This window comes from Kitasatospora sp. NPDC059722, from assembly GCF_042733235.1.
Lineage (GTDB): Bacteria > Actinomycetota > Actinomycetes > Streptomycetales > Streptomycetaceae > Kitasatospora.
In genome coordinates, this window is record NZ_JBHWGD010000056.1 from 41484 (window position 1) to 57982 (window position 16499).

The 16499-nt window shown below is 74.1% G+C and carries 13 protein-coding genes; 3 read left to right on the forward strand and 10 right to left on the reverse strand.

Translation table 11 applies throughout. The annotated features are described in order from the left end of the window. Positions 1 to 23: 23 nt before the first annotated feature. From ACFV4F_RS29655 to purD, 4 genes are all read right to left on the reverse strand, one after another. Positions 24 to 923 carry a phosphoribosylaminoimidazolesuccinocarboxamide synthase gene (locus ACFV4F_RS29655; protein WP_359970477.1) on the reverse strand — a complete coding sequence of 300 codons (900 nt, stop codon included), beginning with the start codon at positions 921 to 923 and terminating at the stop codon, positions 24 to 26. Positions 924 to 1068: 145 nt separating this feature from the next. Further along, the gene (locus ACFV4F_RS29660; RefSeq protein WP_380445550.1) at positions 1069 to 2613 is read right to left on the reverse strand and encodes a N,N-dimethylformamidase beta subunit family domain-containing protein; all 1545 of its coding nucleotides are present in this window, start codon (positions 2611 to 2613) and stop codon (positions 1069 to 1071) included. A 216-nt stretch (positions 2614 to 2829) separates the two neighbouring features. Then, a complete protein-coding gene (locus ACFV4F_RS29665) occupies positions 2830 to 4389 on the reverse strand; it encodes a hypothetical protein (protein ID WP_380506979.1) in 1560 nt (519 codons plus the stop codon). Between the two features lie 545 nt (positions 4390 to 4934). After that, positions 4935 to 6185: a phosphoribosylamine--glycine ligase gene (gene purD, locus ACFV4F_RS29670; protein WP_380445552.1), complete on the reverse strand. Its 1251-nt coding sequence runs from the start codon at positions 6183 to 6185 to the stop codon at positions 4935 to 4937. Between the two features lie 369 nt (positions 6186 to 6554). Between purD and ACFV4F_RS29675 the strand changes: the two genes are divergently transcribed. Then, positions 6555 to 7340: an SLATT domain-containing protein gene (locus tag ACFV4F_RS29675; RefSeq protein WP_380506982.1), complete on the forward strand. Its 786-nt coding sequence runs from the start codon at positions 6555 to 6557 to the stop codon at positions 7338 to 7340. A gap of 52 nt (positions 7341 to 7392) precedes the next feature. Here the strand turns inward: ACFV4F_RS29675 and ACFV4F_RS29680 are convergent, their stop codons facing one another. The 3 genes from ACFV4F_RS29680 to ACFV4F_RS29690 all read right to left on the reverse strand — a co-directional run bounded on the left by ACFV4F_RS29680 (position 7393) and on the right by ACFV4F_RS29690 (position 10099). Next, positions 7393 to 8040, reverse strand: coding sequence for a hypothetical protein (locus ACFV4F_RS29680; protein WP_380445554.1), 648 nt, complete (start codon positions 8038 to 8040; stop codon positions 7393 to 7395). A 117-nt stretch (positions 8041 to 8157) separates the two neighbouring features. Beyond that, positions 8158 to 9141, reverse strand: a complete 984-nt coding sequence (locus ACFV4F_RS29685) for a GntR family transcriptional regulator (protein ID WP_380506985.1) — start codon at positions 9139 to 9141, stop codon at positions 8158 to 8160. Positions 9142 to 9301: 160 nt separating this feature from the next. After that, positions 9302 to 10099 carry a carbon-nitrogen family hydrolase gene (locus tag ACFV4F_RS29690; RefSeq protein WP_380445556.1) on the reverse strand — a complete coding sequence of 266 codons (798 nt, stop codon included), beginning with the start codon at positions 10097 to 10099 and terminating at the stop codon, positions 9302 to 9304. Positions 10100 to 10272: 173 nt separating this feature from the next. Here ACFV4F_RS29690 and ACFV4F_RS29695 point away from each other — a divergent pair, with 173 nt between their 5' ends. Beyond that, the gene (locus ACFV4F_RS29695) at positions 10273 to 11094 is read left to right on the forward strand and encodes a maleylpyruvate isomerase family mycothiol-dependent enzyme (protein ID WP_380498511.1); all 822 of its coding nucleotides are present in this window, start codon (positions 10273 to 10275) and stop codon (positions 11092 to 11094) included. Positions 11095 to 11251: 157 nt separating this feature from the next. Next, positions 11252 to 12076 carry a Bro-N domain-containing protein gene (locus ACFV4F_RS29700; RefSeq protein ID WP_380506988.1) on the forward strand — a complete coding sequence of 275 codons (825 nt, stop codon included), beginning with the start codon at positions 11252 to 11254 and terminating at the stop codon, positions 12074 to 12076. 96 nt (positions 12077 to 12172) lie between these two features. Here the strand turns inward: ACFV4F_RS29700 and ACFV4F_RS29705 are convergent, their stop codons facing one another. The 3 genes from ACFV4F_RS29705 to ACFV4F_RS29715 form a co-directional block, all read right to left on the reverse strand. Next, positions 12173 to 13525, reverse strand: a complete 1353-nt coding sequence (locus ACFV4F_RS29705) for a nitrate/nitrite transporter (protein WP_380506991.1) — start codon at positions 13523 to 13525, stop codon at positions 12173 to 12175. A gap of 73 nt (positions 13526 to 13598) precedes the next feature. After that, positions 13599 to 14831 carry a M64 family metallopeptidase gene (locus tag ACFV4F_RS29710; protein ID WP_380445560.1) on the reverse strand — a complete coding sequence of 411 codons (1233 nt, stop codon included), beginning with the start codon at positions 14829 to 14831 and terminating at the stop codon, positions 13599 to 13601. A gap of 152 nt (positions 14832 to 14983) precedes the next feature. After that, entirely contained in the window at positions 14984 to 16222 is a 1239-nt protein-coding gene (locus tag ACFV4F_RS29715; protein WP_380498514.1) for a benzoate/H(+) symporter BenE family transporter, read from the reverse strand. Positions 16223 to 16499 lie beyond the last annotated feature (277 nt).

Genomic DNA, 16499 nt, shown 5'->3' on the forward strand with positions numbered 1-16499 from the left:
CGTACCCGCGGGCGGTCGGGGGATCAGACCCAGCCGGTGCCGGTCAGGCGCTCGTACACCTCGACGTACTTGGCCCGGGTCCGCTCGACCACCTCGGCCGGCAGCGCCGGCGGCGGCTCCTCGCTGTAGCGGTCCCAGCCGGAGGCCGGGGAGACCAGCCAGTCGCGGATGAGCTGCTTGTCGAAGGACGCCTGCGAGCGGCCGGGCTCGTAGTCGTCGGCCGGCCAGTAGCGGGAGGAGTCCGGGGTGAGCACCTCGTCGCCGATCACCAGCTCGCCGTCCAGCAGGCCGAACTCGAACTTGGTGTCGGCCAGGATGATGCCGCGGTCGCGGGCGATGTCCCGGGCGCGGGCGTAGACGTCCAGGGTGGTGCGGCGCACCTGGTTGGCCAGCTCGGCGCCGATCCGGCGGGCGGTCTCCTCGTAGGGGACGTTCTCGTCGTGCTCGCCGACCTCGGCCTTGAGCGCCGGGGTGTAGATCGGGGCGGGCAGCTCGGAGCTGTTGACCAGGCCCTCGGGCAGCGCGATGCCGCAGACCGTGCGGCTCTCCTCGTACTCGCTCAGGCCGGAGCCGGCCAGGTAGCCGCGGGCGACCGCCTCGACCGGGATCATGTCCAGGCTCTTGCAGATCAGCGTGCGGCCCTTCCAGTCGGCGGGCGCGCCGGCCGGGACCTCGGTGGAGATCACGTGGTTGGGCACGATGTCGGCGATCCGCTCGAACCACCACAGGGAGAGCTGGGTGAGGACGCGGCCCTTGTCGGGGATCTCGTTCGGCAGCACCCAGTCGTGGGCCGACATCCGGTCGCTGGCCACCATGACCAGCTCGCCCGACTCGGTGCGGTAGAGGTCGCGCACCTTGCCGGTGTGCAGGTGGACCAGGCCGGGCACCTGGACCGGCTCGGGCTTGGTGACAAATCCGCTCAAGGTGTTCAGTCCTCAGGGGTCGTTCACGGGCGTGGGCCATCAGTCCAGCGGCCGGGCCGTGCGAAAGGGGAGGTCACTGCCCCCGCAGTCTTTCACGAACGCTCCCGGCGGCCTTCCGGGCCTTCCGGGCCCTGCGCCGACGGGCTCAGGGCCCGTTCTTGCAGAGCCGGTCGAGCAGATTGGCGGTGGCGCGCTGGACGCGCTCGTCGGTGAGGCCGGGGCGGCCCAGCGCGGGCGACCAGGCGAAGGTGCCGGCCGCGAAGACGTACGCGCCGCTGGGCGCGCGGTAGAGCGAGGTCTCCTGGTAGCGGGTGCGGCCGGCGAGGTCCCGGTACGGGGAGTGGGCCAGCAGGACGCGCTCGGTGTGCTCGGGCAGCGCCACCTTCGGGTAGTAGCGGTCGGCCTCGCCGGCCACCAGGCCGGGCAGCTCGTCGCCCTCCTGGAGCCCGGTGCCGTCCCACAGCCAGTGCGCGGTGTGCCGGGCGAGCAGCGGGGCGGGCGCGGCGACCCGGCCCGAGTACTGCACGCCGAGCAGGTGCTGCTCGGGTTCGCCGGCGTCCCGCCACAGGGCGCTCGCGGCGCCCGGCGCCCCGGCCGCCGGGCTGCCCGGCCGGACCTTCTGGCGCTTGCGGCAGTTGAGCAGCCGGTTCGGCTCGCCGGAGGCGGCGGCGGTCAGCTCGACCCGCCAGTACATGGTGTTGGCGGACAGGAAGACCAGCGAGGTGCCGCCGTCGCGGGCCCGCTCGGCGGCGCGGCGCATCGGCTCGGACCAGTACTCGTCGTGGCCGGGGAAGACCAGCGCCCGGTGCCGCGCCGGATCGACCAGGCCGGCGTGCAGGTCGGTGGCGGTCGCGTAGGCGAGGTCGTAGCCGTAGCGCTCGGCCCAGCGGATGAAGTCGTAGGCGTGGCCGACGTGCAGCGGCAGCCCGGCGGTGGCGTGCGGGCGGTCGAATGAGACGGTGACGGCCGCCTCCGACTCGCCGACCAGCCCGCCCCGGCCGTCCCACGCGTGGTAGAGGCTCGCGCCGCTGCGGCCGTCCTCGGGGAACAGGTTGTAGGCCTGCCAGGTCACGTCGGGGAGCACCAGGAGCAGTTCGGCGGCGTGCGCCCGGTCCTCGAAGTCCCGTACGGTGAACGGGATGTGGCTGCGGTGCAGCATGTCCGCGGTGGTCAGCACGGCGACGTACGCGCCGGGCCGCCAGTGGGCGGGGATCTGCAGCCGCCAGGAGTGCCACCAGTGGTGGCAGGACACCGTCCGGCCGACCACCAGCGGGGCGGGCTGGGCGAGGCCGGCGATGAGCGGGCTGGACGTCATGTGGTGCGCCCCGTCACCGCCGTAGTGGCCGATCCGGTAGACGTCCACGGTGAACTCGCGCGGCGGGTTGACGGTGACCCGGAAGTCCACCGAGCCGCCGGGGCGGACCACCCCGGCCGAGGCGAAGCCCTTGATCTGCTGGACGACGTCGTCGGCGCTGCGCGGGGTGCCGACCGGCGGCCGGGGCCGGGCAGCGGCGGCCAGCGGGCGCTGGCCGGGGGCGTCCACGGACACGTACCAGGGCACGGTGCCCTCGGCGTCGGCCAGGTACTCGTCGGGGCTGCGCAGCCAGGGCAGCGGGCCTTGGCCGAAGGGGTCGGAGGCGCTGTAGGCAAGCGTTCCGGACTCCCAGCGGCGGTTGAGTTCGGTACCCACGCGCCCCTCCCAGGTGCACTCCCCTCCGGCTGGCACGTGCCCCCCGGATGTGCGTGCGGTCTAATACACCACACAGTGCTGGCGCAGCGTCACCCTGCGGTAGCAATTGGTGGTGGCAATCTCGGGCCGGTCGGCGGCGGGCCCTCCGGCCTGCGCGGACGGCCGCCCGCGGGCCCGGCCGGGGGCGCGTGGGCAGCGTTCGAGCGCCGCTGTCGATCAGAGGCGGACGGGCTTCTCCAGGCGGACGTCGGCGGCGTCGAGCCAGGCGCGCAGGGGGCCGTCCTGGCCCTGTTCGACGGCTTGGGCGACGGGGGCGGCGAGGTCGGTGCGGCGCACGCCGCGGATCAGCAGGACCGGGCCGTCCAGCCAGTCCAGGCCGGGGGTGGCGCCCGCGGTGTCGACGGCGGCGCAGCAGACCATCGCGGTGACGTGGTCGACCAGCAGGTCGCGGCCGCTGCGGACGGGTTCGAGCAGCGGGGCCGGGGCGGTGGTGCGGGCCAGCTCGGCGGCGAGGGCGGCGGCCAGCTGTTCGCCGTCGCCCTCGGCGAGGCGGACCAGCAGCCGGGTGAGCGTCGGGGCGCCGGGGCGGGCCTGGGGCGCGAGGCGGTCCAGGGCGCTCTGCAGGGCCGCGGCGCGGGCCCGCCAGCCGGCGTCGACGGCCTCGGCCGGGTAGTCGGTCCACTCCAGCTCGTGCCAGGCGCCGGCGGCCGGCTCGCCGAAGAACAGCTCGGCGGCGAGCCGGGAGACCGCCCGGTCGACGGTGCCGGGCTCCTCCAGCAGGTCGCAGGCGGGGCGGTCGCCGAGCCGGGTGCCGTAGCCGTCGGCCAGCCGGTCGCGCCGGGACAGCTCGGTGAGGGCGGCGACCACGCCGGCGTTGAGGTGGGCCGGGTGGCGGCCGAGCCGCCAGGCGGGCAGCGCGACCCGGGTGAGCAGGCGGTCCCAGCCGGCGTAGGCGAGGCCGACCTGCTCCTGGGCGGCGATCCGCAGGCCGTAGTCGACCGTCCTGGCCTGCTCGGAGGCCCAGCTCGCGACGGACCGCTCCAGCTCGGCCGCGTGGCCGCGGCAGGCGCCGAGGAGGCGGCGGGTGATCCGGTCGGTCAGCAGGGCCGGGCCGCGGCGCGGCGCCCGGGGCGGGCCGGCCAGCACGGCGCCGCCGAGCCCGGCCGGGGACGGGCCGGTGTCCAGGCTGGCGTCGAGGCTGCGCAGGAAGCGGCGGGCGGCGGCGATGTCCGGATCCGCGGAGGCGGCGGTGCCGGCCACCACGGGCGCGAGCAGGGCGCGCAGCTCGTCGGCCCGCATCCACCACAGGAACGGCGAGCCGATCACCAGGACGGGCGCGGGCGGCTCGGACCGGGGGTGGTGCGGGTGCGCGGGCTGGACGTCCTCCAGCCAGCTGTCGCAGTCCGGGGTGAGCGCGATGGCGGAGGGCGCGGGGACGTCCAGCCGGTCGGCGAGTTCGGCGATCAGCCGGTACAGCTCGGGCGCCTCCGCCCGCTCCAGCGGGACGGCCGGGGTGCGCGGTGGGACGGCCCTGCGGTAGGCGCGGGCGGCCAGGCCGGCCACCAGGAGGGCGAGCACGGCGACCGCGCCGACCGCCCAGCGGGCGGCGTCCCAGCCGGCCGCGTCGGAGGCGCCGGGCGCCCCGATGCGGCCGGTGAACCGTCCGGCCAGCAGGACCACCGCGACGGCGGCGGGCACGGCGGCGGTGGCCAGGGCGAGCCCGCGGATCCGCAGGACCGCCTGGGCGTGTGCGCGCGCGGTGTCGGCAGCGGCCATACGGTGCGGCACCCCCTTCGGAGCCCTCGGGCGCCCGCTGACGGGCCCCTGAGCCGACTCGAAACGATCAGTTCCGACCGGGAAGCGGTGGTGTCCGATCCCGGTAGTGCGTGCTGTGTGGCGCTTCTGCCATGTTCGACGCCCCGGTCCGCGTGGGTGTTCCGGAACGACCCGGTTTCCACTCGTCCCGGTGACGCCGTCCGAATATCCGGACGACGTACCGGACGCCCCGCGACCGGTCCGGTGCGAAGCACCCGGGCGACCGCCCGGCCGGACGCCGTCCAGCATCCCCCCGCGGGACCGCCGCTACCCGGCGGCGACCCCAGCGCGCGGCCACGGCGCGGTGCGATCCAGCGCACCATAAGGCCGGGCGGCCGGTTACGTCAGCCGGATGCGGGTGCTGTCACTCGATGGGCTGGAATCCGGCCGCCGAACGGTGCGCCGCCCACCACGGCCGCCCCCGCCCGGGAACGCCGCAGGGCGCTGCGTCCATGGGGGTGTTTCCCACGACGCGGCGCCCTGCGGGGTGCGGACGGCCCGGACGGCTAGGCGGTGGCCGCCGCCTTGAGGGCGATGTCGGTGCGGTGCTGGCCGCCCTTGAGCGAGATGCGGTCGACGGCGGCGTACGCCCGGCCGCGCGCCTCGGCGAGGTCGGCGCCGGTCGCGGTGACGGACAGGACCCGGCCGCCGGCGCTCAGCACCCGGCCGTCCCCGTCCGCCGCGGTGCCGGCGTGCAGGACGAACGCGGTGCCGTCCGCCTCGGCCTCGGCGAGGCCCTCGATCGGGTCCCCGGTGCGCGGCGCGGCCGGGTAGCCCTCGGAGGCGACGACGACGGTCACGGCCGCGTCCTCGCTCCAGCGCAGCGGCTCCAGCTGGTCGAGCGTGCCGGTGGCGGAGGCCAGCAGGACGCCGGCCAGCGGGGTGCGCAGCCGGGCCAGCACGACCTGGGTCTCGGGGTCGCCGAAGCGGGCGTTGAACTCGATCACCCGGGTGCCGCGCGAGGTGAGCGCGAGGCCGGCGTAGAGCAGGCCGGAGAACTCGGTGCCGCGGCGGCGCAGCTCGTCCACGGTCGGCTGCAGGACGGTGTCCAGGACCTCCTGGACCAGCCCGTCGGGCGCCCACGGCAGCGGCGAGTAGGCGCCCATGCCGCCGGTGTTGGGGCCCTCGTCGCCGTCCAGCGCGCGCTTGAAGTCCTGGGCGGGCTGCAGCGGGAGGACGGTGGTGCCGTCGGTGATCGCGAACAGCGAGACCTCCGGGCCGTCCAGGTACTCCTCGATGACCACGCGCTCGCAGGCGGCGGCGTGGGCCAGCGCGGCGGCGCGGTCCGAGGTGACGACGACGCCCTTGCCCGCCGCCAGGCCGTCGTCCTTGACGACGTAGGGCGCGCCGAAGGCGTCGAGGGCCTCGGCGGCCTCCTCGGCGGTGGTGCACACGTAGGAGCGGGCGGTCGGGACGCCGGCGCCGGCCATCACGTCCTTGGCGAAGGCCTTCGAGCCTTCCAGCTGGGCGGCCGCGCCGGACGGGCCGAAGACGGGGATCCCGGCCGCGCGCACGGCGTCGGCGACGCCCGCGACCAGCGGGGCCTCCGGGCCGACGACGACGAGGTCGGCACCGAGCCGCCCGGCCAGGCCGGCGACCTGGGCGCCGTCCAGCTGGTCGACCGGGTGGACCGTCGCCACCTGCGCGATGCCGGCGTTGCCCGGGGCGCAGTGCAGCTCGGTGACGGCGGGATCTTGGGACAAGGAGCGGCACAGGGCGTGTTCGCGGGCGCCGCCGCCGATGACGAGGACCTTCACGGTTGGCAAGGGTAGTCGGTGGCCTGTTCCGGCCGCTCTCCGGTCCCGTCGGAACCTCCAAGCGGAGAGCTCCGTACGCTCACGATGTCGGAGGATCCTCCAAGGCCGGGCCCCGTCTTTCGGCGGCGGGTGGCCGGGTCAGGACGGCGGGTCACCGGGGCCTCGCTCGGACGGGTGAAATCTCGCCGACCCCCGCATCCCTCCGACCTCGTGTTCCGGTGGCCGAATCCGATAACGATCAAGGGGGAAGCGCCCCGCGGTCAGCCATTTGGCGGTAAGAAGTGCTGTTGGACAACCTCTGGCAGACGATCCGTCAGCCGGACGCGTCGCCAGACCCAGCCGCCCGCCCCGCCACAGGGAGCCCCACAGGTGAGCCAGCCGGAAATGCAGCCCGAGGAGAGTGCCTGGGGCAAGGAGATCGGCGAGGAGGACCAGCCCGTCGCGGCGGTCGCCCGCCGGGCGTCCACCCGCCGCCGGACCGATCTGAGCGCCCGCCAGTTCCCGCTCGGGGACTGGGGTGAGCCGGCCGAGCGGCTGGAGGAGCTCTACCGCTGGTCCGAGGAGCGGGCGGTCGAGGCGATCGAGTGGTACCGCAAGGACCGGGTCTGGAAGCGCCGCTGGGCCCGCCTGCTGCGGTTCGGCACGGTCGGCTTCGCGATCGGCGGGGTGTCCGCCCCGCTGGTGGACCTGACCGGCACCGTCGCGCACGGCACCAGCTGGGGCTACGTCGGCCTGGCCCTCGCGGCGGCCTGCTACGGCACCGACCGGGCGTTCGGCCTCACCTCCGGCTGGATGCGGGACGTGAGCACCGCGCAGGCGCTGCAACGCCGCCTGGAGGCCTTTCAGTTCGACTGGGCGTCGGAGTGCGTGCGGGAGGTGCTCGGCCCGACCGAGGGCACCGCGGGCGAGGCCGCCGAGCGCTGCCTGGGCGTGCTGCGCCGGTTCTGCGAGGACGTGTCGGACATGGTCCGCACCGAGACCTCGGAGTGGATGCTGGAGTTCCGCGCGTCGATGACGCAGCTGCCCACCCAGGCCCCCGGGACGTGGGGCGGGCGCACCGAGACCGGCGTGGGCGCCCAGGTGCGGGTGCTGCCCCCGCCGGGCACCCGGCCCACCATGCCGCGCCAGCGGCCGCCGGAGGGCCCGCTGCGGTAGGCGGGCGGCCGTGCGGGGGCCGAGGACCGGACAGCCGAGGCTGCCGCCCGGCTCAGGCGAAGACGATCATCGAGCCCTGGGAGACGCTCCGGGTCGCCGCCGCGTACAGGCCCGCCCAGGCGTGCCGCTCGCGGGCGAAGGGGTGCAGGTCGTCCAGCGGCGGGCCGAACGGCTGCTCCAGGCCGGTCGGCCCGAGCGGCTTGGTCGGGGCCGGCGGGTTGTACGGGTCCAGGCCCAGGGACGGTGCCACGGCCTGGAGTTCGCGCAGCAGCCCGTGGCTGGAGCCGAGCGGGCCGCCGACCGCGAGCAGCGCGTCGTCCACCAGCGGCACCGCGAACTCGATCGGCACGTAGGCGCCCGCGTGGTCGAAGTGCCAGACCAGGTGGGACTGTTCGGCGCTGTTCTCGAACATCTCCAGGAGCTGCTCGTAGTCGCCGCCGAGCGAGTCGACCGGCGTGATGTCGAGGCCGGTGAGGCCCAACAGGTAGGCGCGGCGCAGGAAGTGCAGGGAGTCGTAGTCGAAGGCGGCTATCGGCTCGACCGCCCCGCTGATCCCCGGGACGTACTGGTAGACCGGCACTTCGGGCAGTCCGCGCGAGGTCAGCACGGCGTTGTACAGCGCGAGGTCGTCCCGGAAGGGGTTGTCGGGGCTGTGGCTCAGCACGTCCACGAGCGGGACGAGCCAGAGGTCGCAGGCCATGGCCGGCTCTTCCTCTCCGGGCGGGGAGTCGTCCGCGCGGACGGGGACGACTACGGGCGGCGGTGTCCGCACCGGGACGGGTCCCGACGGGGACGTCCGGTACGACGACCGCCCACCCTACCGGCCCGGCGCGCGATGCGGATCGGGCCGTCCCTGCGGGTGCTCGGGGGGCTCGGGCAGCCGCCGGCCGAACCGGCCGTGCGGGATCGATCGCGGCTGCGGCACCAGGCCGAGCCCCAGTCCGAGCTCCCGGCCCAGCTCGCGGCCGACGTCCTCGCCGCGCCGCGCGCGGGCCGTCCCCGGCACCGCGGGGCCCGGCTCGTCCGGCGGCGGCCCGGCCGGCCCGGGGGCCGGGACGGGCTCCTCGTCCACGGACTCGGTGAGCAGCCCCAGCACGGCCACCGACTCCAGCGGCTGCCCGGCCAGCTCGGCCAGCAGCCGGACGGTGAACAGGTTGTACTCGCAGATGATCCGGTGCGCCCCGGCGAGGTCCCGGGCCTCGATCGCGTCCACCAGGTCGACGTGCCGGTCCCAGCACACCCCGCCCAGCGCGGACAGCTCCCGCAGGTAGGACGCCGCGAACATCCAGGACTGCACGCGCAGCCAGTCCAGGTAGGCGCCGATCCGGCGGTTGCCGAGCAGCCCGGCGACCTCCTGCCAGAACCGGCGGTCGCAGCCCACCATGACGTCCAGGTTCCCGGCCCTGGCCGCCCGCACGGCCGCGTCCGCCCGGCGGCGCAGCGAGGGCAGCCGGGTGAGGTCGGGCAGGGCGCGGCGGGAGCGGTACTGGCGGTAGTAGCTGTCGGTGAGCAGCACCCGGGACTCGAAGATCTCCACGAAGTCGTCCCAGCCCAGCTCGGGCACGGTGAACCCGCGGTGGTGCTCGGCCCGCAGCAGGCCCTGGGCGCCGAGGTCGACCAGCGCCTCGCGGGCCGGGGTCGCGGAGACGCCGTACAGCTCGGCGATCTCCTTGACGGTGAAATTGCGGCCCGCCTCAAGGCGGCCGGCCATCATCTCCTCGCGCAGCGCGCCCGCGATCTGCTCGCGGAGGCTGTTGCGGCGGATGACGGGACGGGTGTCGCCTGCGCCGTTGCCGGCCATGCGCGCGACCTCCTCGGGCGGGCCGACCGGCCGCCCCTCGGCGGACCGGCCGAAGAACGACTGGGAACACGACGAGTGCTCATCTTCTCAAACCCGTCCGGAGCAGGTACAAACCAACCCCGGGAACGGCCGGATCCCGCCCGTTCCGTCCCCTCCGGCGTCAGCGCTGGACCGGCGCCGGGATCCCCAGCAGGCGGTCCCGCAGCACCGGGAACTCCGCCCGTGCCTTGGCCACCTCGGCCGGATCGAACTCGACGGTCAGCACCTGCTCCCCCGCCCCGGCCTCGGCCAGCACCCGGCCCCACGGGTCCACCACGATGCTGTGCCCGGCCTGCTCGACCCCGCCGTGCGTCCCGGCGGTGTTGCAGGCGAGGACGTACGCCTGCTCCTCCACCGCGCGCGCCCGGGCCAGCAGCGTCCAGTGCTCGCGGCGCCGCGCCGGCCAGGCCGCCGGGACGACCAGCAGCTGCGCGCCCGCGTCGAGCAGGGCCCGGAACAGCTCGGGGAAGCGCAGGTCGTAGCAGGTGGCCAGGCCGAGCGTGCCGAAGTCGGTCGCGGCCGTGACGATCTCCTGCCCGGCGCCCATCACCACCGCCTCGCCGCTGTCGAAGCCGAAGCGGTGGATCTTGCGGTAGGTGTGCACGAGCTCGCCGTCGGGGGCGAACAGCAGCGAGGTGTTGTAGATCGGCCCGTCCGGGTCGCGTTCGACGATCGAACCGGCGTGCAACCAGACCCCGGCGGCCCGGGCGGCGGCCGCCATGGCGTCCGAGGTGGGCCCGTCGAGCGTCTCCGCGCCCTCCGACCAGAGGTCGTAGGCGAAGCCCCCGAGCGGCCACAGCTCGGGCAGGACCACCAGGTCACAGCCGTGCTGGGCCCGTACCAGGGAGGCCGCCCTGGCCCGTCGCTCGGCCGGCGGCTCGGCGTCGGAGACCGCGAGTTGGATCAATGAAGCGCGCACAGTACCACCGTCCACGGCAAGAGTCCTACGATCGTCACCCGAAAGCGCTGCCCGGCTGTCACCCGGCAGCGTAACGTGCGGTTAGCGTGTGCGCCCGAAGGCCGGACCGACCCGGCCGGCCGACGGGGCAGGGTGCGCGCGGCAAGGCAGCTGACGGAGGGCCGGAGATTCCCGTGACGGACAACCAGACCGTGCAGGCGCACACCGAGGCGTGGACGCAGAGCATCGAGTCCATATCCGAACTGGTGACCCCCCTGCCGGAGGGCGCCTGGAACCGCGCCACCGAGTGCCCCGGCTGGTCCGTGCGGGACGTCGTCTCGCACATCATCGCCGTCGAGTCCGAGTTGCTCGGCGACCCCCGCCCGATCCACGCGCTGCCGCGCGACCTGCGCCACGTCACGAGCGAGTTCGCCCGCTACGTCGAGCTGCCGGTGGACAAGCGCCGCTGCCACACCGCGCTGGAGATGACCGGCGAGCTGGAGTACACGATCATCCGCCGCTCGCGGGCCCTGCGCAACGCCCGGCAGACGCCCGAGGAGCCGGTGCGCTGGCCGGCCGGCCCGTTCGCCCGGGACGTGCCGTACCACGAGCTGCTGCGGCTGCGGGCCTTCGACGTCTGGGTGCACGAGCAGGACCTGCGCCGGGCCCTGGCCGCACCCGGCAACCTGGCCTCCCCGGCCGCCCTGGTCGCCCGGGACGTCCTGCTGGAGAGGCTGCCCAAGGCCGTCGCCCACACCGCGGGCGCCCCGGCCGGGACGACCCTCGTGCTGGACGTCACCGGCCCGGTCGAGTTCCTGCGCACCGTGCGGGTCGACGCGGCCGGCCGCGGCACCGTGGACGAGTCGGTCAGCCTGGCCCCCGACGTCCAGCTGACCATGGACTGGGAGACGTACGTCCGCCTCGCCTGCGGCCGCGGCCGCCCGGGCCCGGTGGGCGTCGAGGGCGACAAGGAGCTGGCCGAGCGGGTGCTGGCCACGTTCTCGGTCACCATCTGAGAGGGCAGTCGCGCACCACCCGGCGTACACGCACAACCGTGCGCCGGGGCGGTACGCCTCGTGCATCCGTGCGTCAACGTGGGACCAGTACGCCACTCGTTCGACCTCGTTGTTCCGAGCAGTCCTGCCATCACTCGGAAGAAGGAGGGGCGTCCCCATGGACGACGAACAGGAACAGCAGGAACAGATGGTGCTGGTGCGGTCGAGCTTCCCGGTCACGGGCCAGCCGATCAGGGTGGTGATGATCGACGGGCAGCCGTGGTTCGTCACGGCGGACGTGTGCCGAGTGCTCGGCCGCAGCAATCCGAGCGAGGCACACAAGATCGTGAAGCCGATGAACGCACGGATGGTCGACCTGCGCCTGGTAACCATCAGAAATTCTGATGGTTACCAGGTTCCCGCAGGTCAGAAACCATACAGGCGTGGAAATCCCATGCTTGGGGTCATCAGCGAGACGGGTCTGTACACCCTGATCATGAGGTCGACCAAGCCGAACGCGCAGCCCTTCCAGGAATGGGTCACCCGCGACCTCCTCCCGTCCATCCGCCGCGGGGACACCGACATCCCCACCCAGCAGCGGCGGATGACGGAGACCCTCACGGAGGCGATCGGCCAGCAGGTGCAGATCATCGCCGAGATCGACCACGAGGACTGGCCGGGGGTGACCATCCACTCGGACGGGACGGTGCACTGTCGGCACGGGGAGATGGTCTTCCACATGCCGACGCGGGAGGAGGACAGCGGGCCGCCCTTCGGCGCCTACTACGCCTGCCCATCCGTGGAGCGGGTCGGGATCCGGGGCAGCCGGGTGGTCCCGGGCTGCCCGAAGCTGAAGCTCGTGGACCTGGTCCGCCTGCGGCGTGAAGCGCAGCACGAGTCGGCTCCACCTGACCACGGGCTCATGCACGCAGAGCTCCATGGCGCCCGGATCTACGGGACGCCACCGCAGATGGCCGCGATGATGCGGGAGTACGGTCGCTGACGTATGCCCCCGGTATGAGTGAGTTCAACTCACTCATACCGGGGGCATTAACCTTCCCCAAAGGATGGCTAATCGCGTTTTCGCAGGTCAGAAACCCTACGCACCCACTGCCACTAGCCTCCGCCGCAGCCGCAGGATCATCGCCGTCCCCACCGCCAGCGGCACGTACTGCCAGCAGAACGCCCACCGGAAGGCGTCCGCCGAGTACGTCTCCGCGCCAGCCGGGGCCAGGGCGTCGAGCAGGACGCCGATGCCGAACAGGGTGATCATCGTGCCGATGAAGCCGCCCATGTTGACGATGCCGGAGGCCGTCCCGAGCCGTTCCACCGGGTTGCGGGCGCGGGCATAATCGAGGCCGACGAGCGAGGCCGGGCCGTTGCTGCCCATCACCAGGATGATCCCGACGAGCAGCCACACCGGCGGGTGCGCGCCGGGCCAGGCCAGCACCAGCGCCCAGCCCAGCGCGGTGGCCCCGATCACCGTGAACACGATCGGCATCCGGGCGCGCGGCGAGAAGGACAGCACCCGGCCGAACACGAAGCCGCAGGTCATGTTGGAGAGCACCAGCAGGGTCAGCAGCCCGCCGGCCTCGGCGCGCGTCATGCCCTGCGCCTCGACCAGGTAGGGCAGGCCCCAGAGCAGGCCGAAGGCGTTGCCGGGGAACTGTGTCGTGAAGTGCACCCAGAGTCCGAGCCTCGTGCCGGGCTCCTGCCAGCACTCCCGGACCTGCCGCCCGATCCCGGTCCGCGGCCGGTGCTGGTCGACCGGCTCGGCCACGGCGGGCGCGTCCTTCAGGAAGAGCGCGACCAGCGCGAACACCGCCACGCCCAGCAGCGCGATCGCCGCGAAGGTCGGCGTCCAGCCCTCGCTGTGCAGCACCTGCGCGAGCACCACCGTCGTGAACAGGTTGCCGCCCATCCCGACGAGGCCGGTCAGCTGCGCGACGAACGGGTTCTTCGCCGCCGGGAACCAGCGGGCGGCGATCCGCAGGACGCTGATGAAGGTCATCGCGTCCCCGCAGCCCAGCACCGCGCGGGAGGCCAGCGCGGGGGCGAACGAGGAGCTGAACGCGAAGGCCAGCTGCCCGGTGCTCAGCAGCAGGACGCCGAGCAGCAGCACCCGCCGCGGCCCGAACCGGTCCACCAGCAGCCCGACGGGCACCTGCATGGCCGCGTAGACCAGCACCTGGAGGATCGAGAAGGTGGAGAGCGCCGAGGCGCCGATCCCGAAGCGCTCGGCGGCGTCCAGCCCGGCCACGCCGAGGCTGGTGCGGTGGATCACCGCGAGGACGTAGACGCTGACGCCGACGGACCACGCGAGCCACGCGGCGCGCCCGCCGGGCGGGGACGCGAAGGCGGCCGAGGACGTGACGGCGGCCGGGGACTCGTCGGAGGAACGGGGAGCGGGGGCGGACAGGGGACGGACTGAACGGTCTGGCTCCACGGGCATAGTGCGTCCAGGGTAGTCATCCCATGATTGGACGCCCAGAGTGGGGTACGACCGATCTCCCCGGGACCTGCGCTCAGCCGGTGACCGTCCAGGACACCGAGCGGGTCATGTACTTGTCCCGGAAGCCCTCGTCGCGCACCCAGTCCGTGGTGTCCCGGACGGTCGCCGTGACGGTGGCGGCGCGGCCGGCCGGGATGTTCAGCTGCGCCGAGTCCAGCCGCCCGCCGTTCACCGTCCGCGGATCCGCCGGGACGCCGTCCACCGTCCAGTCCACCCGCAGCTGGCGCGGCCCGGACAGCGGCAGCGGCCGGGCGTCCAGCTGCGGGCGGCCGTCGACCTCGCCGGGCGGCGGCACCGGGGGGTCGGTCGGGCGGATCCGGCGGTACAGCTCCTCGATGATCGCCTCGCGCGAGGGCAGGTTGTAGGCACTGCCCAGGGTGCGCATCACCGAGTCCTGCGTCGGCCGGTAGAGGCCGTTGGCGCTGCGGTACGCCCCGACCGTCCCGGCGCCGTCCGGGGACGCGGCGCCCAGCCAGCGCCACCACTTGGTCTGCTTCTTGCGCATGTCGTCGGCGTTGAGGGTCGAGAGGTTCGGGTAGTCGGCGTCGTCCGGCGCGGAGTCGTACTCGTCCCCGAGGTCCCCCACGGTGTGGCCGATCTCGTGCTGGATGATCCGCCCCGCGTCCGGGCTGCCGCCCGCCAGGGTGGTCACCCCGGTGCCCCCGGCGCCGCCGTACTCGGTCGAGTTCGCCAGCGCTATCAGGTACTGCGGCCCGGCGCTGTCCCCCGCCAGCCGGGCGGTGGCCGCCTCGTCCGCGCAGAGCAGCCGGGCGGTGCCCTCGCACCAGAAGTGCATGCCGAGCGGGGTCGAGGGGTTGCGGCCGCGGCTCTCGGTCTCGGCTATCCCGGAGACCGGCGAGAGCACCTCGACCCGCCGTATGTTGAAGAACGCCTGGTAGCTGCGGAACGGCTCGATGTCCATCAGCGAGTGCCAGGCCCGGTCCGCCTGCTGCTGGAAGAGGTCCTGCTCGGCCGCCGTGTAGCCGTCGCCGAGCAGCACCAGGGTGATCCGGTTGGCCGGGTCGCCGGTGCGGCGTATGTCGACGGTCGGGGCGGGCGCGGCGCCGCGCAGGTCGGCGCGCTGCGCCGTGTGCGGTGGCACCGCCCGGTCGACGGGGGCGCCGGCCCCGATCACGCCGAACGGCGAGGGGCCGACCAGTTCCAGGGCGGCCGGGAGTACGGCGGTGGACACCAGCACGAGCGCGGCCAGACTCCGAACGAGACGGCCAGGGTTGCCAGGCGGCATACGGGTGCGTCCTCGGGGCTCCGGTCACCCGGTGTCGCCCGGGTGGTGGAGCGGAGACGTACCCGACCCGGCGTGTCGCCCCCACTGGCGGACGAAAAAGTCACCGACCTGGCCGAACGATCCACATCGGACCAGTCATACCAATGAATCTGTCAGGGCTTCCGCGCCAGGCCGAGCACCAGGTGCGTCCCCAGCCCGAACAGCAGCCCCCAGAACGCCGAACCGATCCCGAACAGGCCCATCCCCGACGCACTCGCCAGGAACGTCACCACCGCCGCGTCCCGCCCCCGCTCCTCCGCGACCGCCGCCGCCAGGCTGCCCTGCAGCGACGCCAGCAGCGCGACCCCGGCGATCACCGCGATCAGCTCCTTCGGCAGCCCGGTGAACAGGCTCACCAGCACCCCGCCGAAGCTCCCCACCACGACGTACAGCGCCCCCGAGGACATCCCCGCGACATAGCGCCGCCGCGGGTCCGGGTGGGCCTCCGGGCCCGAGCAGATCGCCGCCGTGATCGCCGCGAGGTTGACCCCGGGCGAGCCGAACGGCGCCATCAGCAGCGACATCGCGCCGGTCGACCCGATCAGCAGCCGGTCGTCCGCCCGGTACCCGAAGGCCCTCATCACCCCGAGGCCCGGCGCGTTCTGCGAGGCCAGGACGACGATCGTGAGCGGCAGCGCCAGCCCCACCACGGCCGACCAGGAGAACGCGGGCACCGTCAGGACCGGCACGGTCGGCCCGCCCGACCCCACCCGCAGCGGCAGGCCGACCGTGACCGCCGCCAGCACCCCGCCCACCAGCAGCGCCACCGGCACGGCGTAGCGCGGCGCGAACCGCTTGGCCAGCAGGAACGCCGCGAAGCTCCCCACCACCAGCACGGGTGCGCCGTGCACCGCCCCGAAGATCCCGGCGCCGAACGAGAACAGGATGCCCGCGAGCATCGCGTTGACGATCCCCACCGGCACCGCCGCGATCAGCCGCCCGAACCAGCCCGTCACCCCGAACAGCGTCACCACGACCGCACACACGACGTACGCCCCGACCGCCTCCCGGTACGGGTACGCCCCGAGGCTCGTCACCAGCAGCGCCGCCCCCGGCGTCGACCAGGCCGTGATCACCGGCGTGCGGGTCCACCAGCTCAGCAGGAACCCGCTCACCCCGCTGCCGACGCCCACCGCCCAGATCCAGGACGCCGTGTGCGCCGCGTCCAGCCGCCCCGCCGAGGCCGCCGCGAGGACCACCACCAGCGGCCCCGAGAACGACACCGCGATGCACACCAGCCCCGCCAGCAACGCCGTCCCCGACGCGTCCCGCCGCAGCGACCGCCGCTCCCCGTCCCCGTCCGCGTCCCCGCCCGGCACCGTCCCCGGACGGACAGTCAGCTCATCCGTCATTCCGGCAGTATCCCGAAACACGGCTCCGGAAGGCTTCCGAAAAAACTTCTGAACCCACCTGCAACCACCGGCGGGGATGCGCGTCTATACGGATGAAGGCACGGAGAGCGAGACCGGCAGAGCCGGGGGGCGCTTCCGCTCAGGAGGAGCGGAGCCGGTCGTCTTCACCCACCACACCGTCAGACCCATGGCCCTGGGGAGTCACGTCATGCGCACGTCCGTTATCACCCGCTTTGCGAAGAACACCCGCTCGCTCTCCACCCGCCGCACCCTCGCC